Source organism: Ammonicoccus luteus (assembly GCF_050880385.1).
In the GTDB taxonomy this organism is placed as follows: Bacteria; Actinomycetota; Actinomycetes; order Propionibacteriales; family Propionibacteriaceae; genus Enemella.
Genome location: NZ_JBNZCI010000004.1, coordinates 195,060 through 215,588 on the forward strand (window position 1 = coordinate 195,060; position 20,529 = coordinate 215,588).

18 protein-coding genes are annotated in these 20,529 nt (G+C 66.7%); 8 read left to right on the plus strand and 10 right to left on the minus strand.

Annotation, left to right across the window (positions count from 1 at the left end):
- Positions 1-3: 3 nt before the first annotated feature.
- The gene (locus ACQ260_RS10945) at positions 4-1,419 is read left to right on the plus strand and encodes a dihydrolipoamide acetyltransferase family protein (protein ID WP_432559707.1); all 1,416 of its coding nucleotides are present in this window, start codon (positions 4-6) and stop codon (positions 1,417-1,419) included.
- Positions 1,420-1,521: 102 nt separating this feature from the next.
- On the opposite strand, the gene ACQ260_RS10950 is transcribed toward ACQ260_RS10945, so the two are convergent.
- The 4 genes from ACQ260_RS10950 to ACQ260_RS10965 form a co-directional block, all read right to left on the minus strand.
- Positions 1,522-2,331, minus strand: a complete 810-nt coding sequence (locus ACQ260_RS10950) for a DUF4282 domain-containing protein (RefSeq protein WP_432559467.1) — start codon at positions 2,329-2,331, stop codon at positions 1,522-1,524.
- A gap of 225 nt (positions 2,332-2,556) precedes the next feature.
- Positions 2,557-3,888, minus strand: a complete 1,332-nt coding sequence (locus ACQ260_RS10955) for a bifunctional metallophosphatase/5'-nucleotidase (RefSeq protein ID WP_432559708.1) — start codon at positions 3,886-3,888, stop codon at positions 2,557-2,559.
- A complete protein-coding gene (locus tag ACQ260_RS10960) occupies positions 3,888-4,019 on the minus strand; it encodes a hypothetical protein (protein ID WP_432559468.1) in 132 nt (43 codons plus the stop codon). Before ACQ260_RS10960 ends, ACQ260_RS10955 begins: the two co-directional genes overlap by 1 nt.
- Before the next feature lie 198 nt (positions 4,020-4,217).
- Positions 4,218-6,059 carry an acyl-CoA dehydrogenase gene (locus ACQ260_RS10965; protein WP_432559469.1) on the minus strand — a complete coding sequence of 614 codons (1,842 nt, stop codon included), beginning with the start codon at positions 6,057-6,059 and terminating at the stop codon, positions 4,218-4,220.
- Between the two features lie 166 nt (positions 6,060-6,225).
- On the opposite strand from ACQ260_RS10965, the gene ACQ260_RS10970 reads away from it, so the two are divergent.
- Complete coding sequence (locus ACQ260_RS10970; RefSeq protein WP_432559470.1) at positions 6,226-6,771, plus strand: TetR/AcrR family transcriptional regulator; 546 nt, start codon at positions 6,226-6,228, stop codon at positions 6,769-6,771.
- A gap of 51 nt (positions 6,772-6,822) precedes the next feature.
- On the opposite strand, the gene ACQ260_RS10975 is transcribed toward ACQ260_RS10970, so the two are convergent.
- Both ACQ260_RS10975 and ACQ260_RS10980 read right to left on the minus strand, forming a co-directional pair.
- Entirely contained in the window at positions 6,823-7,983 is a 1,161-nt protein-coding gene (locus ACQ260_RS10975; RefSeq protein WP_432559471.1) for a TFIIB-type zinc ribbon-containing protein, read from the minus strand.
- A 284-nt stretch (positions 7,984-8,267) separates the two neighbouring features.
- Positions 8,268-9,473 (minus strand): SPFH domain-containing protein, encoded by a 1,206-nt coding sequence (locus ACQ260_RS10980; protein WP_432559472.1) that lies wholly within the window; start codon positions 9,471-9,473, stop codon positions 8,268-8,270.
- Positions 9,474-9,617: 144 nt separating this feature from the next.
- On the opposite strand from ACQ260_RS10980, the gene ACQ260_RS10985 reads away from it, so the two are divergent.
- Positions 9,618-9,887, plus strand: coding sequence for a metal-sensitive transcriptional regulator (locus tag ACQ260_RS10985; protein WP_432559473.1), 270 nt, complete (start codon positions 9,618-9,620; stop codon positions 9,885-9,887).
- A 40-nt stretch (positions 9,888-9,927) separates the two neighbouring features.
- On the opposite strand, the gene ACQ260_RS10990 is transcribed toward ACQ260_RS10985, so the two are convergent.
- Positions 9,928-10,701 (minus strand): DsbA family protein, encoded by a 774-nt coding sequence (locus ACQ260_RS10990; protein WP_432559474.1) that lies wholly within the window; start codon positions 10,699-10,701, stop codon positions 9,928-9,930.
- Between the two features lie 137 nt (positions 10,702-10,838).
- On the opposite strand from ACQ260_RS10990, the gene ACQ260_RS10995 reads away from it, so the two are divergent.
- The 3 genes from ACQ260_RS10995 to ACQ260_RS11005 all read left to right on the plus strand — a co-directional run bounded on the left by ACQ260_RS10995 (position 10,839) and on the right by ACQ260_RS11005 (position 13,008).
- On the plus strand, positions 10,839-11,441 hold the full coding sequence (locus ACQ260_RS10995) for a TetR/AcrR family transcriptional regulator (protein WP_432559709.1): 603 nt from the start codon (positions 10,839-10,841) through the stop codon (positions 11,439-11,441).
- Between the two features lie 108 nt (positions 11,442-11,549).
- Positions 11,550-12,602 carry an SH3 domain-containing protein gene (locus ACQ260_RS11000; RefSeq protein WP_432559475.1) on the plus strand — a complete coding sequence of 351 codons (1,053 nt, stop codon included), beginning with the start codon at positions 11,550-11,552 and terminating at the stop codon, positions 12,600-12,602.
- Between the two features lie 265 nt (positions 12,603-12,867).
- Positions 12,868-13,008: a hypothetical protein gene (locus ACQ260_RS11005; RefSeq protein ID WP_432559476.1), complete on the plus strand. Its 141-nt coding sequence runs from the start codon at positions 12,868-12,870 to the stop codon at positions 13,006-13,008.
- Between the two features lie 54 nt (positions 13,009-13,062).
- Here ACQ260_RS11005 and ACQ260_RS11010 read toward each other — a convergent pair whose 3' ends face one another.
- Positions 13,063-14,658: a deoxyguanosinetriphosphate triphosphohydrolase family protein gene (locus tag ACQ260_RS11010; protein ID WP_432559477.1), complete on the minus strand. Its 1,596-nt coding sequence runs from the start codon at positions 14,656-14,658 to the stop codon at positions 13,063-13,065.
- Positions 14,659-14,773: 115 nt separating this feature from the next.
- Between ACQ260_RS11010 and pgi the strand changes: the two genes are divergently transcribed.
- A complete protein-coding gene (gene pgi, locus ACQ260_RS11015; protein ID WP_432559478.1) occupies positions 14,774-16,450 on the plus strand; it encodes a glucose-6-phosphate isomerase in 1,677 nt (558 codons plus the stop codon).
- Between the two features lie 18 nt (positions 16,451-16,468).
- Here the strand turns inward: pgi and ACQ260_RS11020 are convergent, their stop codons facing one another.
- On the minus strand, positions 16,469-17,128 hold the full coding sequence (locus ACQ260_RS11020) for a SanA/YdcF family protein (protein ID WP_432559479.1): 660 nt from the start codon (positions 17,126-17,128) through the stop codon (positions 16,469-16,471).
- Positions 17,129-17,231: 103 nt separating this feature from the next.
- Between ACQ260_RS11020 and ACQ260_RS11025 the strand changes: the two genes are divergently transcribed.
- Positions 17,232-18,446 (plus strand): pyridoxal phosphate-dependent aminotransferase, encoded by a 1,215-nt coding sequence (locus tag ACQ260_RS11025; RefSeq protein WP_432559480.1) that lies wholly within the window; start codon positions 17,232-17,234, stop codon positions 18,444-18,446.
- A gap of 87 nt (positions 18,447-18,533) precedes the next feature.
- Here the strand turns inward: ACQ260_RS11025 and ggt are convergent, their stop codons facing one another.
- Entirely contained in the window at positions 18,534-20,465 is a 1,932-nt protein-coding gene (gene ggt / locus ACQ260_RS11030; protein ID WP_432559481.1) for a gamma-glutamyltransferase, read from the minus strand.
- Positions 20,466-20,529 lie beyond the last annotated feature (64 nt).

Consider the following 20,529-nt stretch of genomic DNA (forward strand, 5'->3'; position numbering starts at 1 on the left):
AACCTGACCGACCCCGGCGAGGGACTGACCGAGGCCGAGATCGTGCGCTGGCTGGTCGCGGAGGGCGACGAGGTGAAGATCAACGACATCGTCGTGGAGGTCGAGACTTCCAAGTCGCTCGTCGAGCTCCCGATTCCCTGGGCGGGCAGGGTGGATGCTCTCCTGGCTCAGGTCGGCGAGACGGTCGAGGTGGGGGCGCCGTTGATCCGCATCGACGACGGGTCGGGCGACGAGGAGTCGGCGCAGTCGGGACGGACACCGAACCTCGTCGGTTATGGCCCCACCGAAGGGGCCACGAAACGGCGGACCCGCAGAGGCACCCGGGAGCCGGACGCCGGCGCAGCTGCCGCTCACGAGCAGGCCGAGGCGACCTTCGACAGCCCCGGGCCGGTGGGGCGACCGTCGGATGCGCGCGAGCCGTTGAAGCCCGCGACCGGGGTGGCGTCGGGTGAGCGGCTGCCCGAGCCGGGCCAGCCCGCCCAGCAGGACCATCCGCCGCGGGTGTCGGCGAATAGAGTCCTGGCGAAGCCGCCGTTGCGCAAATATGCGAAGGACCGCGGCGTGGACCTCACCCAGCTCACCGGGACGGGCAACGGTGGGGTGATCACGCGCGCGGACGTCGATGCCCACCTCGAGGCGCGGGCGGCTGCGCCGGCGCCGGCCGCATCCGGAGCGGCAGCGGGCGGGGCCCGGCATCGCCATCCAGGGTTGGAGGACCGGCGGGAACCGATCCGGGGCGTGCGGAAAGCCACCGCCGCGGCCATGGTCTCGTCGGCATTCACCGCCCCGCACGCGAGCGAATGGGTCACCCTGGATGTGACGGCCTCGATGGAACTGCTGGAGCGCATCCGCAAGCGCCGGGAGTTCCGGGAGGTGAAGGTCTCGCCCCTGCTGCTGGTGGCGAAGGCCGTGTGTCTGGCTCTGCGCCGGACGCCTGAGATGAATACGTCCTGGGACGAAGAAGCGCAGGAGATCGTCTATCACGGCCGGGTCAACCTCGGCATCGCCGCGGCGACACCGCGCGGGTTGCTGGTGCCCAACATCCCGGACGCCGCATCGATGGAGCTCCTGGAACTCGCGCACGCGCTGAACGAGGCCACAGAGCGGGCGAAGGAGGGTCGGACGCAGCCGAGCGAATTGAGCGGGGGCACGTTCACCATCACGAACGTCGGACCGTTCGGGATCGATTCCGGCACACCGATCCTGAACCCCGGCGAGGCCGGGATCCTCGCGCTGGGTCAGATCGCCCGGCGGGCGTGGGTCGTCGGTGAAGGGGCGGACGAGCGCATCGAGCCACGGTGGGTCACGACGCTGGCGGTGTCGTTCGACCACCGCCTCATGGACGGCGAGGGATCGTCGCTGTTCCTTGCCGACGTCGCTCGGATCCTCGCAGACCCCGGCCAGGCGCTGCTGTTCTGACGGCCTACTCGGGCGGAGGCCCGACTCTGCTGGTCAGGCCGAACCGTCCTCGCAGGATTGTCCCAGGGCCCGACGCATGGTCGCCGGGCCCCGGGCCAGGGATCAGGCCTCGAGCTTCTCCCGGATCACCTTCGAGTCCTGGTTGATGCGGACCGTGGCGAGCGCGTACTCAAGCGTCACGCGCAGCCCGATGATCCAGAAGAACAGCGGGATCAGGCCGAAGATCCAGGCCAGGACACCCATGAAGGTCATGCCGCCGCCACCACCGCCTCCATAGGGGTTGAACGCCGAGGCAGCGCCACCGATCAGGATCCAGAACAGGCCGGACAGGAACCAGCCCAGCCCGCCCACCACGATGCCGAGGATGTAGAGGATCTTCACCACCGACGGGGTTGCGTAGCGGGTGAAGCCGAAGTCGAAGATGGCCTTGATGAAGCTGTCCTCATTGCGTTGCGTGGACCACTGGTTGGCGCCTGCGGGGTGGACGCCCTGCTGGCCGTAGGCACCCTGCTGGCCATATCCCTGGCCGTATCCCTGCTGGCCATAGGCGTCCTGGGTCGGCTGGGCACCCGGTGCGGAGTGAGCGTCCTGTTGCTGGAAACCGGCCTGGGCCGGATATCCGCCCGGTGCCCCATAGGCGCCGTGCTGGTTCGCTGCGATCTGCTGGGAGTCCCCGTAATCGCCCGACGGCTGTGAGCTGGGATATCCCGCCGAGGACTGGGAGCTGGGATATCCCGCGGAGGACTGGGAGCTGGGATAACCCGCCGAGGACTGGGACGTGGGGTGGGTCTGGTCGGTGTCGCCCCACGCCTGGTTCTGGTCGTCGCCCGACCAGCCCTGGTTGGGGTTGTTGCCCCAGGCCTGGTTGGGGTCGGGCTGGTTGCTGGAGTATCCGGAGTTGCTGTAGGACATGCCCTGCATTCTGCCGTTTCCGAGGCCATTGCCGTCCTGCTGACCACGCGTCGGTGTCGCGCAGTCCCGCGTACGGGCGTGGACTGAGGTGCCTTTTTCCACTTTCTGCGCGAACCGCCACCCAATGCAGCGGCGCCCACCTCCTGATCGGAAGGTGGGCGCCGCGCGTGTTCAGCATGAACGGTTCTGCATCAGCCCGTCCGGGACGCAGCCCGGCAGATCGGGTCAGCGAGCGTTCTTGACCTCACCCTTCCCCGTGTTGCCCTGGCCCTTGTTGTTGCCCGGGCCCTGCCCGTTGTTGTTGCCGGGGCCGCGGTTGGGGTTGTCGTGGCCGCTGTTGTTGCCCGGGCCACGGTTCGGGTTGTCGTGGCCGCTGTTGTTGCCCGGACCCTTGTTGGGGTTGTCCGGCTTGGGTGTCGGGGTCGGCGTCGGCTCCGTGGTGCCGCCGGTGACCGTCACGGGGATGGTGATCAGGGTGCCGGACGCGGAGGCGCGCAGTTCGAGTGTGCCCGCACCGGGAGCCGTGCCGGCCGGCACGGTGATCTCGAGCGCGGCGACCTGGCCGTCGACCACGGCGGCCGAACCGACCGGGATCTCGGTGCCCCCGAGGATCAGCACGGCCTCGAGCTGGGTGTTCTTGACCGTGCCGGTGTGAATGTCCAGGGTGTCGAGGGCTGTGGTGCCCTGGGGAACACCCACGGCGATCGTCACCGGCGCGCCGACGACGAGCTCGGTCGGCAGCGGGCTCACCGAAACGCCCCGACGTGCATAGTCCGGGGAAACGGTTTCCTGCGCTCGGATCCAGTCAACCCAGGCCTCCAGGTCGACACGACCGGTGTCCCGGGCGTTGACGCCGTCGGCGATCACCCGGAAGTTGTCGCCACCGGAAATGAGGAACGAACCGGAGCCGATGGTGTAGAGCTTCGCCGGGTCGATCGGCGCACCGTTCACGGTGATTGACGTGATGCGGTCACCTTCAGGGCGGGACTCGTCATAGGTGTACGTCACGTTCTCCGACAGCCCCAGCGCCAGGAACGGCCGCGACGGGACATTGCCCGCGGCATCCCGCTGCCACTGCTGCTCGAGCATGGTCTTCACCTGCGCACCGGTGAGCTGGGTCGTCATCAGGGTGTTCGCGAACGGCAGGATCGACGCTGCCTCCTGATAGGTGATCTCTCCGGCGTCGAAGTCGGCGCGGGTGCCACCCGGGTTCTGGACACCGATGAACTCGGGATCGTTGCTGCCGAGTTGCTCGCGGAACATCTGGGCGACGAGGTTCGTCATGGTCGACTCGACCGCGCGGTTGTCACCGGTGCCCGACAGCCCGCGGGTGATCGGGGCGGACGCGTTGCCGACGACCTGTGCGCCGATGACCTGGGCCTGGGCCAGCGTCTGGTCGACGAGCGTCTTGACCGCGGCCGCGCGGGGATAAGCCAGCGCGTCGGCGTTCGACATCGTCACTGCGTTGTTGCTCATCGCATAGCAGTCGACCTGACCCTCTGCGTTGAGGCCGAGATCGATCTTGCCGATCAGCGAGGCGTACGACGCCGACTGCATCACCGGGCGAGTCGTGCCCTCGAGACCGGGAACCGGCGCCGCGTACGCAGGGCAGTCTGCGCGAGGGTTCCGGCGGTGAGGGCGATCGCACACGCGAACGCGCCCCCACCCATCCGGCGACGGATCTGCATGGGTTCTCCTTGCGGTGATGGGACAGAACCGGCGGCCGCTTCGAGCGGACGCCCGATGATTCGATCCCCCAGCGCGATCCGCACGGGCTGCGCGTCCGCACGGGGCTCCGGGACAACTTCTCGCATGCCCGGGAGCCGCCGCAAGGGTTGGCACCGACTGTTACTGAGGAGTTAACCCGAGCTGGGTGACCACCACGATCAGAACGCCGCCTCCGGAATCTCCATCACCTCCAGGTTCACTGCCTCGGCCATCTTGCGTTCGGCCGTGAGCCGCGGGAGCTGGGTGCGGGCGAACCACTTGGCCGCGGCGACCTTGCCGGTATAGAAGTCACGGTCGCTGTCCGACAGTCCACCCTCGTCCAGAGCGGCCTGGGCGATCTCACCGGCACGGAGGAGGAGCCAGGAGCAGAGGAGGTCGCCGAGGCACATCAACAGGCGAGTGGTGTTCAGCCCGACCCGATAGAGCTCGGTCGGACGCTCCTGCACCGCCATCATCATCTGCGTCATCGTGGCCAGGATGAGGGCACAGTCCTCGGCGCCGCGAGCGAGCAGCGCCCGCTCCTCGGTCAGCGGCCCTTCGGTCTCCAGCCAGGCCTCGATCTCCGCTGACACCGTCTGCACGGCACGGCCGCGATCACGGACGATCTTGCGGAAGAACAGGTCGAGGCCCTGGATGGCCGTCGTGCCCTCATAGAGAGTGTCGATCTTGGCGTCCCGGACGTATTGCTCCAGCGGATAGTCCTGCAGGAAGCCCGAACCGCCGAAGGTCTGGAGGGACTCGGTGCCGAGGAGGAGCCAGGCGCGTTCCGAGCAGTACGCCTTCACGATCGGCAGGAGCAGGTCGTTCACGGCTTCCGCCGACTTGTCCTCGCGGCCCTCATGCCCGGCGAGCCAGACCTTGTCCTGCTGCACGGCCGTGAACATCACCAGCATCCGCAGGGCCTCCACCGTCGCCTTCTGCGTCATGAGGGAGCGCCGCACATCGGGGTGATGGGTGATCGTCACCCGTGGGGCATCCTTGGCCGGGGTGGTGAGATCGGCGCCCTGGACGCGCGTCTTGGCGTACTCCAGCGCATTCAGATAACCCGTCGACAGGGTGGCCATCGCCTTGGTTCCGACCATCATGCGCGCATGCTCGATCACGTGGAACATCTGGGCGATGCCGTTGTGGACCTCCCCGAGGAGCCAGCCCACAGCCGGCACGTCGGTCCCGCCGAAGGTGAGCTCGCACGTCGTGGAGACCTTCAGGCCCATCTTTTTCTCCACGTTGGTCGCGAAGACCCCGTTGCGTTCACCAGTCAGCTCACCGGTCTCGACGTCGAAGTGATGCTTCGGGACCAGGAAGAGGCTCAGGCCCTTCGTGCCCGGGCCTCCGGCGCCGTCAACGCCGACCGGCCGCGCGAGCACGAGATGCATGATGTTCTCGGTGAGGTCGTGCTCACCCGAGGTGATGAAGCGCTTGACGCCCTGGATGTGCCAAGTGCCGTCGGCCTGCGGGAACGCCTTGGTGCGGCCGGCGCCCACGTCGGAACCCGCATCGGGCTCGGTCAGCACCATGGTCGCGCCCCACTGGCGCTCCACCATGTGATGGGCGATCTTCTTGTCCCGCTCGCAGCCGAGCTGATGGGCGAGTTGGCCGAACTTGGGGCCGGCGGAGTACATATACAGCGCAGGGTTCGCGGCCAGGATCAGCTCCAGCACGGCCCAGCGCAGAGATGGCGGTGTTTCCACGCCGCCCAAGTCCTCGGACAGCTCCAGTCGCCACCAGTCGCTGTCCATATAGGCCTTGTACGCCATCTTGGTCGTTTCCGGCATTGAAACGGAATGGCTTTGAGGATCAAAGATCGGTGGATTGCGGTCATCCTCCAGCAACGCATCGGACAACTTTGTCCGGCAGAGGTGGTCCATTTCGGCGAGCGCTGTTTCGGCTGTTTCACGATCCATGTCCTCGGCGGGACCGCTGCCCAGCAGGTCTTGGCGCCCGAAGACCTCGAAAAGATTGAACCGGATATCGCGAAGGTTGGACTGATAGTGGGTCATGGTCACTCCATCGGGACGAACCTACTGTTGAGTAACACAAGTATGCGTACTGAGCGGTAACTTCGCAACCAAATCGGTGTCGATGCCGGACCCTGCGACGCCTGCCCTCAACTCCTACGTCTCCTTATCGATATTGAAGAGAGGATTCTTGGACTATTCTGGGCAAGTGACCACTTCGACAGCCCCACAGACGGACCGTCGAGCGGAGATCATCGACGCCGCTATCCGGGCCTTCTCGCGCAAGGGATTCGGCGGCAGCACCTTGGCGGACATTGCCGCCGAGGCAGGTGTCTCGCAGCCACGGATCAGCCAGGTGTTCGGAAACAAGGAGAACGCGTTCATCGCGGCCCACCGCAGAGCCTCCGAACAAGTGCTGGAACTGCTCAACGCCAACGTGAACCCTGACGAGCCCTATTCCATGGCCTCCCTCGGTGCCGGTTATCGCGACATGCTTGAGGACCGCTCGGAAGTCCTGCTCATGATCTTCCAGGCCTTGACCTCGTCGTATGTGCCGGCGATCGGTCAGGAATCCCGCCGGGTGATCAACGAGATCGTGGAAATTGTCCAACGCGCCGGCGGCACCGCGGACGATGCCCGCAACTTCCTCGAACGTGGGTTCTTCATCCACGCCATGCTGGCTTCGGGAGCGCTGTGCCACGCCGACGATCTGCCGCCGGTCGACGAGATGCTCCAAACGATCGAACTGCGCTGACCGGATGCCAGGGGAGGCAGGCGGGACCCGAAGGTCCCCCTGCTCCGATCCCTAGTTCTGCATCGCGAGGATGAACACGACGAGGGCGGCGATGATCAGCACGCCGGCACCGATCGCGAGCGCCAGCTTGACCTTGCTCCAGGGGCGCTCGCCCTGGACCTCGCCGGTGACGCCGTTCATCAGCACCTGATAGGGCTTGCTCTGATAGGTCACGGTCAGCAGCCAGACCGGCAGCAGCACGTGGGCGAACGCGATGGCGTCGAAGCGCACGTCTTTGTGCCGAATCTGCTGATGATCCCCGCCGATGTCACGTTTGATCGTGTCCTCGACGCGGGATTCCAACTTGCCCCGGGCGCGCCTGCCGAACGTCTCGTCGGCGTCCATGTCGTAGGTGCGACCCAGGTGCCCCGCGACATATTCGGGTGAATAGGGGACTGCTTCCTGCAGCGGCCACGGCTCGAGTGCCGCGACATGGGATTCGTTCAGCCCGTCGTTGGCCCACTGCATGAAGTCGCGGAAATCCTGCTGGACGGTGCCGGACACGTTGCGCCACCGGGTCTTCGTTTCCGTCTTCCAGCCGTCCCCATCCCGGACCCGTTCCTGGTAGTTGTCGCCCCGACGCCCGGAATAGGTCGCCGTGGCGTGCGCGTCATACGCAAAGTAGGCCAAATAGACACTCTCGAATGAGCCGAGCTCGCGATAGGACTTGAACTCCTTCGGGGCGAACCAGCGGGAATTGATCCACTTCTCGATGTTCTCCCGGGCGGTTCTGTCGTCGACCCGGAACGGCAGCATGCCGTCGACCGGCAGGCGGCTCGGGACGTCCTTCAGGTCGTCCCGCTGCACAGGGGTCGCGCAATAGGGGCACCGGGTCGCCGTGAGGGTCCCGGTGAAGGACGTCCGCCCGCCACACGCCTGACAGACGACCTCCCGCTCCAGCGCCGTCGGCAGCGCGGCCGCCGCGCGAATCGCTCGGGTCGCCTGGGCCAGGTCGTGCTTGACGATCTGGATCGGCGCCGTCGATCCGCTCACGTCCGAGCGGGTGCCACAACTCGGACAGCGCAACTGACCGGATCTCGGGTCGAACACCAACTGGGCCCCGCAAGCGGTGCAGGGATAGGTGCGGGTGACCTCGGTCGAGTGCAGTGCCGCCCGGTCGGGGCCCGGGTCGCCCAGCGGCGGCGGGGCGGGCATCGCGTCCGGGCTCGGCATGGGGGGCGGCGCACCGTACGCCTCCGGCGGCGGCCCATAGGTCGCCGGTGATCCGTAGGTCTCCGGAGCGCCATACGTGGGCGGTGCGGCGAACTGCTGCGGTGGGGATGCCGGCCGTGGTGGGCCGGCCTGCTGCGGGGGCAGTGAAGGTGCGTACCCGTCGCCGCCCTGGGGAGGTGGCCCGTAACCCTGCCCGGCTTGGGGAGGCCCATATCCCGGTCCGCCCTGTGCGGGCGGGGGAGGCGGTCCGCCGAAACTGTGCGGCGGGGGAGGTGGGACGGCGCTCATGACGGGCTGCCGGCGTTCGGGGGAGGCGGTGGAGGCGTGCCCGGCAGGGGCGGCGGCTCCGCGAACAGACCGGCGAGCGCCGGGACCTGGCCCGCCGGGGTCCAGCCGGCCATGCCCTGCGACCACACGAGTGTCGAGGCCGTGAGCTGGCCGGCGCTCAGCGCCTGCTGGAGCTGCTGCACGTTGAACGGCCCGGTCGCCTGTCCGCCCTGATCCACGTGATAGGTGACGGCGGTCGGCAGGGGCGGAGGCGGCGCGGCCGGCGTACCCCCCTGCGGGTAACCCGGAAACCCGCCCTGCTGGCCCTGACCGTAACCCGGCTGCATCTGCTGGTTCATCTGCTGCCCGAGCATCATGCCCATCTGGGCGCCGAGCATGTCGCCCATCATCCCCGAACCGCCGGGGTTCCCGGCTGCCGCCGACATCGCGTCGGCCGCCTTCGCCTGCTGATAGCGCTGCATGTCGCCCAGGTTGTTGACCCAGCCGCTCTCCTCGACACCCCGCGCCACGCCGCGGGTCATCGCCTGCGTGATCTCCTCGGGGAGAGAGATGTTGAGGGTGATGGAGTCGATCGCGAGACCGTATTCGTCATCCACCCGTTCCGCAGTGAACGCCCGCAACTGCTCCGCGAGCTGGACCTGCCGACCCTGCAGATCGATCACACCCAGACGCGTCTCCATGATCATGTCGGAGAACGCAAGGGTGATCACCCGACGCAGCAATTCCGCGATCTCGTCGATGTCCACCGAGGCGTCGGTGCCGATGACCTGGCGCAGGAAAATTGCGGCATCGATCACCCGCACCACGCACAGGCCGTTCGCCCGCACCTGGACCATCTTGAAGTCGGGATCGCGGACGGTCACCGGGTTGGCCGTGCCCCAGCGAAGATCGGTCACCGGACGCGTGTTGATGAAATAGACCTCGGACCGGAAGGGGCTGTTGAACCCGTGCTTCCAGCCCTGGAGGGTGGACATGATCGGAAGATTCTCGCTCGTCAGCTGATAGTGACCCGGGCCGAACCTGTCGGCCAGCTGACCCCGATAGACGAACACCGCTTCCTGACCCTCACGGACGATCAGTTCCGCGCCGTTCTTGATCTCGTTGTTGTAGCGCGGGAAGCGCCACGCCAACGTCGAGCGTGAGTCGTCGAGCCACTCGATGATGTCGACGAACTCGTTGCGCAACTTGTCCATGAAACCCATGGATCCTCCTTCTTGAGGCACGCTTGTGGCCGCCATTGGCCGTGCGAATCAGGGTATAAGAGGAGAGGGGTCGCGAGGAGTCCTGCGGGTGATCGGGATATACCCGGGCGGGTACACTCATCACACTGGACAGAAGGGACCGCCATGATCAAGGACGAAGCCAGCCGAAAGCAGGTGCTCAACCGCCTCCGTCGCGCCCAAGGTCAGCTCGCCGCTGTCCTCACGATGATCGAGGATGGTCGCGAATGCCGGGACGTCGTCACCCAACTCGCCGCAGTCTCCAAGGCCATCGACCGCGCCGGCTTCAAGATCATGGCCTGCACGCTTCGTGAATCGATCGCCGGGGAAACCGCGCCCGGCCACGAGCTCCTCACCGAGGAGGAGCTGGAGAAGCTGTTCATGACGCTGTCCTGACCTGCTCGCGAAACCGCGCGCACGCTCGCGTCGGATGCCCTCACTCGTTCGCGTGGGCCTCGATCGCGGCGATGAATTCCTGGGTCGGCTGGGCACCGTTGATGACCGTGGTGTTGACGACGAAGAACGGTGTCCCCGTGATCCCCATCTGCTGCGCTTCGTGCGAATCGGTCGCCACCGCGTCCTGGAGGGCGGGGTCGGCGAGATCGGCCTCGAACCGGGCCAGATCCGGCACCCCCGCCGTGCGGGCGAGTTCGATCAGCGCGGGCACGGAGTGGTCAGGCTGACCGCCTTGGGCGAGGCGTTCGAAGACGACGTTGTAGAACTCCCAGAACTTGCCCTGCTGCGCCGCAGATCGCGCCGCGATCGCCGTGGTGACGGACTCCGGCCCGAGCACCGCCATGTCCCGATATTCGATCCGCAGGGTCCCGTCGTCCACATAGCGCTGCAACTCCGGCAGCGTCTGAGTCGCCCATCGGGCGCAGTAGGGGCAGCGATAGTCGGACCACTCCGTCAACACCACCTTCGCGTCCACCGACCCCTTCGCGAGCGGGTCATCCGCAGCGCGCCGCGGCAGCTTGCGCAACAGGTCCATGACGGCCGGATCCTGCGTGGGCGCAGCCTGCTGCTCGGTCTGCTGGACGGTGGGTGCGGGTGGCGTCGGCGGCACACCGGTGCCGGTCGTCGAGTCCTGTCCGGAGCCCATCTGGTGACCGAGGATGAACGCGAGGACCAAGCTGAGCACCCACGCCAGACCCCATCCGATTCGCCCCTTGTGGGAACTGTCCTGCGCGGTCTCCGGCTGTGCTGACAAGAGGACTCCCTGAGAGAATATGAAGGAAAAATTCGCCGACACTTCGCCCTGGATGGAAGGTGCGGGGCGAGTGCGGTAATCCGAACAATAGTGTGCGGGTGCAACCCTCTATACCCGACGGAGCAACCGTGAAGCGCATGTCCCCGGCCACTCGACGTGAGCGATTGCTTGACGCGGCTTTTCGCGTGATTGCTCGTGGCGGTGTGCCCGCGGCGACAACGCGTGCGATCTGTGCCGAGGCAGGGATGCCACTGGCGAGTTTCCACTATGTGTTCGAGTCCCAGCAGGAGTTCATGCGGGAGCTCGTCGAACGCGTCATCGCCGACGCCGGTGACAGCCAGCGTTTCCCGGTGTTGACAGAAGACATCTATCGCAATGTCGAGCTCATGTTGTTGAGCACCTTCGAGTGGGCGGTGGAGCATCCGGATGAGGATCTCGCCTACTACGAACTGTTGAACTATGCCCTCCGCACCCCGGGGATGGAGGACTTCGGCCAGCGCCGCCTCGAGCTCAGCCTGGAGCTCATCGTGCGCGCCTTTCAGATCCTCGACGCCATCCACGAGAACCAGATCACCGTGGCGGACGTTCGTGACCTGGCGTGGCTGGTGCTGACCTTCATCGAGGGCAACGCGGTCATGCATCTGCACACCAAGGAGACGGAGACGATCCGGCGAGCCATCCACACTTTCGCGATCCTCATCGTGGATTTCGCCAGAGGGCGGAACGGCGATCGCGTCTGACGAGCCAGAAGAGTGTGCCATTTTTGGGGGTCCCAACTTTGAGACGTCGTTAACCCGTGTTTAACTTTTCGCGAAGATAACGATCTGATCTCAAGAAGGCGAAGACCCTTGTCTGACGATAATCGCGACCATCTGCCCCAGCGCGCTGTGAGCGCTGCCGACGAAAGCTCCCCCAAGGAGCGCGGCGTCGGGGCCTTCCGCGCAGGCGTGCGGAAGTTTGCTCTCCCGGCTGTGCTGGTTATGGCGGTCTCCTCGGGCCTGGCGTTCGGTGGCCTGGCGCCCAAGGGTGCCGAGACCCAGAGTGTGAGCGCTGTGCCGGCGCCCGCCGCCGCGCTGCCGTCCCGTGACGCGGAGTCCGTGTCCCGCAACGCAGACCGCGCTGCCGAGGCTATCGATGCTGCCCTGGCGGCGGATGCCGAAGCCGCCAAGGCTGCCGAGGCGCCGACCGAAGAGCCCGAGGGGGAAGCAGCACCCCGCGGTGAGAGCAAGGCCTTGACGGCCATGTCCACCTCACCGGAGCCGAGCGAGAGTGCGGCCGTCACCGGGCGGATGTTCACCACGGCTGCCGTCAACGTCCGCTCCGAGGCCAGCGCCGCCAGCGAGCGGGTCGCTTCCGCTGCCCACGGCGACTCCGTCGGCGTGACCGGCCGGACCAGCAATGGCTTTACCCAGGTGAAGGTCGGCGACCGCACCGGGTGGATCTCCTCCAGCTATCTTTCCAAGTCCGCCCCGGCCCCGAGCCGTGCGGCCGCCCCGGCGACCAGCAGCCGCTCGTCCGCTCCCGCTGCGGCTGCTGAGCCGGCCCCGCGGACCAGCGGCAACTGCGCCCCGCTGCGGGGTCTGCAGCCCCGCACCGAGGCTGTGCATCAGGCACTCTGTGCGAACTTCCCGGCTATCGGCTCCTATGGCGGCGTGCGTGCCGACTGGGACGCCGAGCACCCGTCCGGGCGCGCGATCGACGCCATGACGTCGAACCAGGCCGTTGGCGACGCCGTCGCGAACTGGGCCCGAGCCAACGCCGGCCGCTACGGCATCACCGAGGTCATCTGGAACCAGCGCATCTGGACCACCCAGCGCGCGGGCGAGGGCTGGCGGATGATGAGCGACCGCGGCTCCGCGACCGCCAACCACCGCGACCACGTGCACATCAGCGTTCGCTGATTGCGCGCTGCAGCTCTCGGCCAAGGCCCGCTCCCCAGGCATGGGGACGCGGGCCTTGCCCGTCTCCAGACGCCACGGCCCCGGTCTCTGCGGACGGGGCTCTGATGTGAGAAGCATCACGTGATCGGGATCTCACAAAATGTTCTTAGGCAGGGTGGAACGCGATTCGGGGAATTGTGTGGTATTGGGATATGCTTGGTTTACCGATTGGAAAACGCTTCCATTGGTTCCGCCCGCTCTCATTTCCAAAGGATCTGATCACGTCATGTCGTTCGCCAGCAGCCTCCGCAAGCGTCGTGCCTCCGTTCGCGCCAACCGAGTGATGGAGCGTGCGATCAAGAACGCCGCGTCGCCGGCGATGCGCGATGAACTCATCATCGCGGCACAGCGCGCCGGTCTTCGCTGACCTTCTCACACCGAGCCCCCGCCAGCGCGGGGGCTTTTTGTTTGCCCGCTCGGTTCAGAGCACACCGCTCGCCCACAGGACACCAGAGCTGGGGCCGAGCCGCGCGGCGTACCCCAACGCCTGCGAATCGCTCAATCCCGCCACATAGTCGATCACCCCACGTCCGCGGGCCATTCGCGCGATTTCCGAGGCGCCGGTGTGCCCGTCCAGCCATTCCGGATGCGTCTCGCGGACCCGGTGATAGCCCTGTTCGGCCAACTCGACCAGTTCCAGCAGTCTTCTGGGTGCGCGGCGGGCGTCGAAACGGTCGGACAGCCAGGCGTCGAAGGTGTGCACCAACTCGGCCAACACCATGGACTGGCCACGCTGAACCATGGCGAGGTCGGGTCGGTGGAGGACGAAGTATTGATGCACGAACTTCAGCACCTGGATCTGGTGCCACGCCAGGGGACGGACGGTGATGACGGGTTCCCGGGAGCAAGTCGGCGAGGGATTCATCAGCAGCGCTGACGTGAAATTGTCGATCCAGCGACCGATGAAGTCGGAGATCGTCGAATCAGCCGATCGGGAACCGTCATAGGGCGTCACCAACATCCCGTCGACGAGTTCCTCGCCGATCACCGTCACGGCCTCGCGGAACACCTCGTCGTCATAGACCCAGCCGTCCTTCTCCGCCGCGCTGCGGCGCATCCGTTCCAGGCCCGCTCCCGGGCGTCGCCACAGCTTGGAGAGCTCATCCGCGGGCATCGCGGCCCACTGGCGGGCATCGGCCAGCCAGGCGCGGAACTCCCCCGAGATCGGGGAAAACTGGAGGACACCCGAGCGGTGGAAGTCCTCCAGGTCGTGCAGGGAATAGGCGATGTCGTCGGCGAGATCCATCACCGAGCACTCCAGAGTCTGCCGACCCGGGGGCAGCTGGAATCCGTCGATCAGCTCTGTCATCTCAATGAGGTCGAGCACATAGGCATTGAACTTCGCTGCGCCGGACCCGTGCGCGCCCGCGTTGGCGCCCCGCGGGGGATCCGGCCAAGCCGCCGGGTGCGGGTTGGGCACGTGGTGACGGCCCCAGGGATATTTCAAGACCGCCGCCCGCACGGCAGCCGTCAGATTGAGCCCGTCGACCCCGTCGCCGTGGACTTCCAACTCGGTCATGATCCGGAAGGTTTGGGCGTTCCCCTCGAAGCCGTCGGCGAGGCCGAAGTCCTCCCGGGCCAGCCGGTCCAGGGTGCGTTCGCCGTTGTGGCCGAAGGGCGGATGCCCCAGATCGTGCGCGACCGCGCCCGCTTGGGCCACCACATGATCGAGGCCTCCCCACCGTTCGACTGCCAGCGGGTCGGCGACCTTGCGTACGCCCACCGACAGCGACCGGGCCAAAGCCGTCACCTTGATCGAATGGCTCAGACGGTTGTGCAACACGCTTTCGGTCGAGTCCGCGTTCACGACCTGTGTGACATCAGCAAGGCGGGCGAATGCTGGCGCGAACCGCAGGCGTTCCAGATCCACGCGGAACTCCGACTCCGCTCCCGCGGTGAGCGGCTGCCAGAGGTGGGCCTCCGGGCGCCGGCGGGCGATGCGGATCTCCGCCAGCTCCACCGGTTCCATTGGCTCGTCAGCGGTCGCACCCCGGTGCCGCACGGTCGGATCGGCCATAGACCCGAACCTACACCTGCCGCAGAGCGCGACCCAGTGCCGGTCGCGGCGACCCGGAGGGGCTGGCAATCGACGTACTCCTGCGAGCCGCCGGCCACGGTCCTAAGGTGGGGGCATGAACTCGACGCCCGTGGATCCCACCACGACTCCTGCGTGGCAGACCCTGACCCGACTGCACTCCGATTTCACGCCCGACCTGCGCGGTTGGTTCGACACCGATCCCGGGCGCGTGCGGGCGTTGACCTTCACCGCCGGCGATCTGCATGTCGATCTGTCCAAGAACCTGCTCACCCCGGACGTGACGCGTGCGCTCATCGAGCTGGCTGAACAGGTGGGCCTGCGGGACCGGATCCAGGCCATGTTCAGCGGCGAGCGGATCAACGTGACGGAGGACCGCTCGGTGCTCCACACAGCTCTGCGTCTGCCGCGGTCCGCGACGCTCGAGGTCGAGGGTCGCGACGTCGTTCCCGACGTGCACGGCGAGTTGGACAAGGTCTATCGCTTCGCGGACAAGGTGCGCTCCGGCGAGTGGCGCGGCGTGACGGGCCGGCGGATCGAAACCGTCGTCAACATCGGCATCGGCGGATCGGATCTGGGCCCGGTCATGGTCTATGAGGCGCTGAAGCCGTTCGGGCAGCTGGGACTCCAGTGCCGGTTCATCTCCAACATCGATCCGACTGACGTGGTGGAGAAGACGTTCGGTCTCGACCCCGAGACGACGTTGTTCATTGTCGCGTCGAAGACGTTCACCACTCTCGAGACACTGACCAATGCGCGCATGGCACGCGAGTGGCTGCTGGAGTCGCTGCGGGCCAAGGGCGCGATCAGCGAGACCGACGAGGCGGCGGGCCGCGCGGTCGCCGCGCACTTCGTCGCCGTGTCGACCGCGCTGGACAAGGTCGCCGAGTTCGGCATCGATCCCGCCAACGCCTTCGGCTTCTGGGACTGGGTCGGCGGACGCTATTCGGTGGACTCGGCTATCGGCACGGCCGTGGCCGTGTTCATCGGGCCGGAGCGGTTCGCCGAGTTCCTGCACGGTTTCCATCAGATGGACGAGCATTTCCGCACGACGCCGATCAACGGCAACGTGCCTGCGCTCATGGGTCTGTTGAATGTTTGGTACGTCAACTTCTTCAAGGCCGCCACCCACGCCGTGTTGCCGTATGCGCAGTATCTGCATCGCTTCCCCGCCTATCTGCAGCAGCTCACGATGGAGTCGAACGGCAAGCGGGTGCGTTGGGACGGGTCGCCGGTGACCACCGAGACGGGCGAGGTGTTCTGGGGCGAACCCGGGACCAATGGCCAGCACGCGTTCTATCAACTCATCCACCAAGGCACGCAGTTGGTGCCCGCGGACTTCATCGCGGTCGCCAACCCGACCCACCCGATCGTGGACGGCGGCGCGGACGTGCACGAACTCTTCCTCGCCAATTTCTTCGCCCAGACCAAGGCCTTGGCGTTCGGCAAAACGTCGGCTGAGGTGCAGGCCGAAGGTACGCCAGAGGCGATCGTCTCTGCCCGTGTCTTCCCCGGCAACCGACCCACGACGTCGATCATGGCGCCCGAGTTGTCCCCGTCGGTGTTGGGTCAGCTCATCGCGCTCTATGAGCACATCACGTTCACCCAGGGCATCGTCTGGGGGATCGACTCGTTCGATCAGTGGGGTGTGGAGCTCGGAAAACAGCTCGCCAAGGAGATCACCCCGGCTGTGGGTGGCGATCGCGAGGCGATGGATGATCAGGATCCGTCGACGCGGTCGTTGATCGAGTACTACCTGGAGCATCGCGGCTGAGGTTCCCTCAGGGAGGTGTCAGCCGCGTGCCAGCGCCTCGTCGACGGAGGATTCATAGCGGCCGAGCGTGGGCGTACGCCGCGTGATGACGTCGACGACCATCTTCATGTTGGCGCCGAGCTCACGGACCTGGCCATAGCGCCACACCGGGCCGAAGTTGGTCGTGTAATCACCAACGCCCTCGGCGTTCACACCGACCAGACGACAGGTCGTGATCGCCCGGGGCAGGTGATAGCCCTGCGTCACGATCGTCAGCCGATCGACGCCGAAGATCCGCTTGGCCCGGACGCAGGAGTCGTAGGTGTCGAAGCCGGCGTAGTCCGCGATCACCCTGGTCGCGGGCACGCCCTTGCGGACCAGGTAATTCCGCATCCCGTCGGGTTCGTTGTAGTGGCTGTCGCCGTTGTCACCCGACACCAGAATCGCGCGCACCTTGCCGGTGTCGTAGAGACGCTTGGCGGTGTCGAGGCGGCCTTTCAGATAAGGCGAGGGCGTGCCGTCCGGATAGATCTGGGCGCCGAGCACCAGTGCCACGGGGGTGCGTGGCACGGAACTGACCGTGAACGTGTGCGGACGGGCGACGAGTTTCGCGAACACGGCGGGACCGCCGACCGCGGTGAGGCCGGCGAGGCCGAGGGCGCCGATGGTCACAACGGCACGACGAAGGGGTGAAGCCACACGTTTGAGTCTAGCGACGCGCCGGAGTCCGTCCCGCCGCATATGCGGTGCCGGGATTCGGCGAAGGGGGCAGAATGGCGCGGCAGAGGAAAGGTGCCGAGACATGAAGAAGATCATCCAGAGCCGCAAGTTGGCCCACGTCCGCTATGACGTCCGCGGGCCCATCCTCACGGAGGCACAGCGTCTGGAGGCAGAAGGGCACAAGATCCTCAAGCTCAACATCGGCAACCCGGCGCCCTTCGGTTTCGAGGCGCCACAGTCGATCATCGCCGACATGATGCACCACCTGCCCGCGGCGCAGGGCTATTCCGACTCCAAGGGCATCTATTCGGCCCGGACCGCGGTGGCGCAGTTCTATCAGTCCCGGGGTCTCCAGCACACCAGCGTCGACGATGTCTTCATCGGCAACGGCGTCTCGGAGCTCATCACGATGGTCCTGCAGGCGTTCGTCGACGAGCCCAACGAGATCCTCGTTCCGGCGCCCGATTATCCGCTGTGGACCGGCGCGGTGTCCCTGTCGGGCGGCACGCCCGTGCACTATCGCTGTGACGAGGCGAACGGCTGGGCTCCGGACCTCGCCGACATCGAGTCGAAGATCACCGAGAACACCCACGCGCTCGTCATCATCAACCCCAACAACCCCACCGGCGCGGTCTACTCCGAGGCCACCATGCGGGGCCTGATCGACATCGCACGCCGCCACGATCTGGTCGTGATGTCGGACGAGATCTACGAAAAAATCATCTTTGACGACTCCGTGCACCGGCACGCGGCCGAATTCTGCGGCGACGATGTGCTGTGTCTGACGTTCTCGGGACTGTCGAAGGCCTATCGGGTGTGTGGCTATCGCGCCGGCTGGGTGATGGTCTCCGGTGCTCAGGAGCGGGCCCAGGACTTCCTTGAAGGTCTCACGCTGCTCGCCAACATGCGCATGTGTGCCAATGTCCCCGCGCAGCACGCGATCCAGACCGCGCTCGGCGGCTATCAGTCGATCAACGAACTGATCGTTCCCGGTGGGCGGTTCTATGACCAGTCCAAGCTGGCCTGGAAGCTGCTCAACGACATCCCGGGAGTCTCCTGTGTGGAGCCGTTCGGTGCCTTGTATTGCTTTCCCCGGCTCGACCCGGAGGTCTATCCGATCGAAGACGACCAGGAGTTCGTGCTCGATCTGCTGCGCGCCAAACACATCCTTGTGACGCACGGACGTGGGTTCAACTGGTTCGAGCCCGACCACTTCCGGCTCGTGACCCTGCCCGACACCGACATGCTGACCGAGGCCATCGGTCGGATCTCCGACTTCCTGGAGACCCGCCGCTGACCCGGTGCCGACTCGGCATTCGACCGGACCACGGACCGGGTTCGCCGCGCCCCCGAGCGTGGAGACGCGGCGAACAAGGGTCAGGCGTCAGGGGCGACCTCGGTGGTCCTTGCCCTTGTCTTTCCCTTTGTTCTTCCCGTTGTCACGGCCGTGGCCCCGACCCGGCTTGCCGTGATCGGCCGAGGACACGACGCGTGCTGCGCCTCCGCCGCCCCGTGCGGTCTCGGCAGCCGCGGTCAGTTGCTCACCGCGGATCTCGATCCCGGAGGCAAGGCCGATGGAGGTCGAGACGCTCAGCGTGTGGCCGAGGGCTCGCAGTCCGGCGCCGATCTCACTCTCGGCCAGGCCACCGTCAGTGCTCTCGGTGCCGTTGCGGGAGCTGAGCCGCGGTGCCGCGATGGCGTCGACCAGGGACAAGCCGCGGTCGAGATAGCCGATGATGATCTGGGCCACTGTCGTGATGATTGTCGCGCCGCCCGGCGTGCCGACGGAGAGCAACGGACGCCCGTCCTCGAACACCAACGTGGGGCTCATCGACGAGCGTGGCCGTTTCCCGGGGCCGGGCAGGTTCGGGTCGGGCACGCCCGGAGTGGTGGGCACGAAGTTGAAGTCGGTGAGTTCGTTGTTGAGCAGGAAACCGTGGCCCGGAACCGTGATGCCGGAGCCGCCGGTCTGCTCGATCGTGAGGGTGTACGACGCCACGTTGCCCCATCGGTCGACCGCGTTCAGGTGTGTGGTCGAGACTCCCTCTCGCACTTCCCCTTGGCGCTCGCCGATCTTGGTCGGATCCTCATAGTCCCCGTCGGGATAGCCGAACGGGATGGGCCGTGACTGAGCCCGCTGCGGATCGAACAGCAACGCCCGCTCGCCGGCGAATCCCTTGCTGAGCAGTTCTCCGACGGGCACGTCCGGCACGTCTCCCACCCAGCGGTTCCGGTCGGCGAATGCGGTGGCGGAGGCCTCGGAGAAGCGGTGGTAGTACTGCACCGGATCCACGTCCGACAGGGGGATGCCGGTGCGATGGGCGTACGCCTGCAGGAGGTTCAGGATCGCCCCGACCGCGATGCCGCCCGAGCTGGGCACGCCCATCCCGAAGACCTCGTGGTCGTAGTAGTTGCTTCGCGTGGGCGCGAGGACCCGGGCGGCATAGCGCTGCAGGTCGGCGAGGGTGAGCTGACCGGAGAACACGGCAATCCCGGCAGCTGTGCTGGGGTTGCGGGCCTCCGCGACGATCGCTTCGGCGATGGAGCCGTGATAGAGCTCTGACATGCCCTTGGTCCGCAGCCGCTGATAGGTCCTGGCCAGGTCGGGGTTGCGCACGATCGAGCCGACGGTCGGTGGCTGTCCACCCGGCATGAAAACCCGGACGGTCTCGGGGAACTTGGCGAAGCGCTCGGCGTTGCCGGCCACGTTGTTCGCATAGTTCCGGTCCACCACGAAGCCCTGACGGGCGATCTGCTCCGCCGGTTGCAGCAGAACCGCCAGCGGTCGGGTGCCGAAGCGGCGGGCGGCGAGTTCCCAGGTCGCGGGCGTGCCCGGAACGCCGACGGAGAGGCCGGAGCTGACGACCTCGGCGAAATTGAGCGCGCCACCGGCGCCGTCGGTGAAGACCGTTTCCGTGAACGACATCGGCGCGGTCTCGCGGCCGTCGATCGTGGCGACCTTGCCCTGGCGGGCGTCGTAGTAGACGAAGAACCCGCCGCCACCGATGCCGCACGAGAACGGCTCGGTGACCCCGAGCGTCGCGGCCATGGCGATGGCAGCATCGGCTGCGTTGCCGCCGCGGCGGAGGATTTGGATGCCGACGTCACTGGCATAGGGATCGACGCTGGACACCGCACCGCCCGCACCGATGGCTTCGGGCACGCGCAGCGGTTCGGGCAGGGCCCGGGGATCATCAGGGCGCCCGGGCGGGTTGGCCCGGGCGGTGAGTGGCGCCCCGGCGAGGGTGACGCCGCCGATGGCACCGGCGGCCAGGATCGCGCGCCGCGAGACGCGCAGGGGTTGGTCGATGGTCATGAGGCCTCCTTGACTCAAGATCCGCTCATTCTTGACTCAGGCAGGAGACCGCCGCCAGGAAAAC

Excerpts from the sequence above, each read along its gene's own strand:
- ACQ260_RS10950 (WP_432559467.1), bottom strand. The coding sequence starts at position 2,331 with ATGTCCTACAGCAACTCCGGATACTCCAGCAACCAGCCCGACCCCAAC.
- ACQ260_RS10955 (WP_432559708.1), bottom strand. The coding sequence starts at position 3,888 with ATGCAGTCGGCGTCGTACGCCTCGCTGATCGGCAAGATCGATCTCGGC.
- ACQ260_RS10960 (WP_432559468.1), bottom strand. The coding sequence starts at position 4,019 with ATGCAGATCCGTCGCCGGATGGGTGGGGGCGCGTTCGCGTGTGCGATC.
- ACQ260_RS10965 (WP_432559469.1), bottom strand. The coding sequence starts at position 6,059 with ATGACCCACTATCAGTCCAACCTTCGCGATATCCGGTTCAATCTTTTC.
- ACQ260_RS10975 (WP_432559471.1), bottom strand. The coding sequence starts at position 7,983 with ATGCCGAGCCCGGACGCGATGCCCGCCCCGCCGCCGCTGGGCGACCCG.
- ACQ260_RS10980 (WP_432559472.1), bottom strand. The coding sequence starts at position 9,473 with ATGGGTTTCATGGACAAGTTGCGCAACGAGTTCGTCGACATCATCGAG.
- ACQ260_RS10985 (WP_432559473.1), top strand. The coding sequence starts at position 9,618 with ATGATCAAGGACGAAGCCAGCCGAAAGCAGGTGCTCAACCGCCTCCGT.
- ACQ260_RS10995 (WP_432559709.1), top strand. The coding sequence starts at position 10,839 with ATGTCCCCGGCCACTCGACGTGAGCGATTGCTTGACGCGGCTTTTCGC.
- ACQ260_RS11005 (WP_432559476.1), top strand. The coding sequence starts at position 12,868 with ATGTCGTTCGCCAGCAGCCTCCGCAAGCGTCGTGCCTCCGTTCGCGCC.
- ACQ260_RS11010 (WP_432559477.1), bottom strand. The coding sequence starts at position 14,658 with ATGGCCGATCCGACCGTGCGGCACCGGGGTGCGACCGCTGACGAGCCA.
- pgi (WP_432559478.1), top strand. The coding sequence starts at position 14,774 with ATGAACTCGACGCCCGTGGATCCCACCACGACTCCTGCGTGGCAGACC.
- ACQ260_RS11025 (WP_432559480.1), top strand. The coding sequence starts at position 17,232 with ATGAAGAAGATCATCCAGAGCCGCAAGTTGGCCCACGTCCGCTATGAC.
- ggt (WP_432559481.1), bottom strand. The coding sequence starts at position 20,465 with ATGACCATCGACCAACCCCTGCGCGTCTCGCGGCGCGCGATCCTGGCC.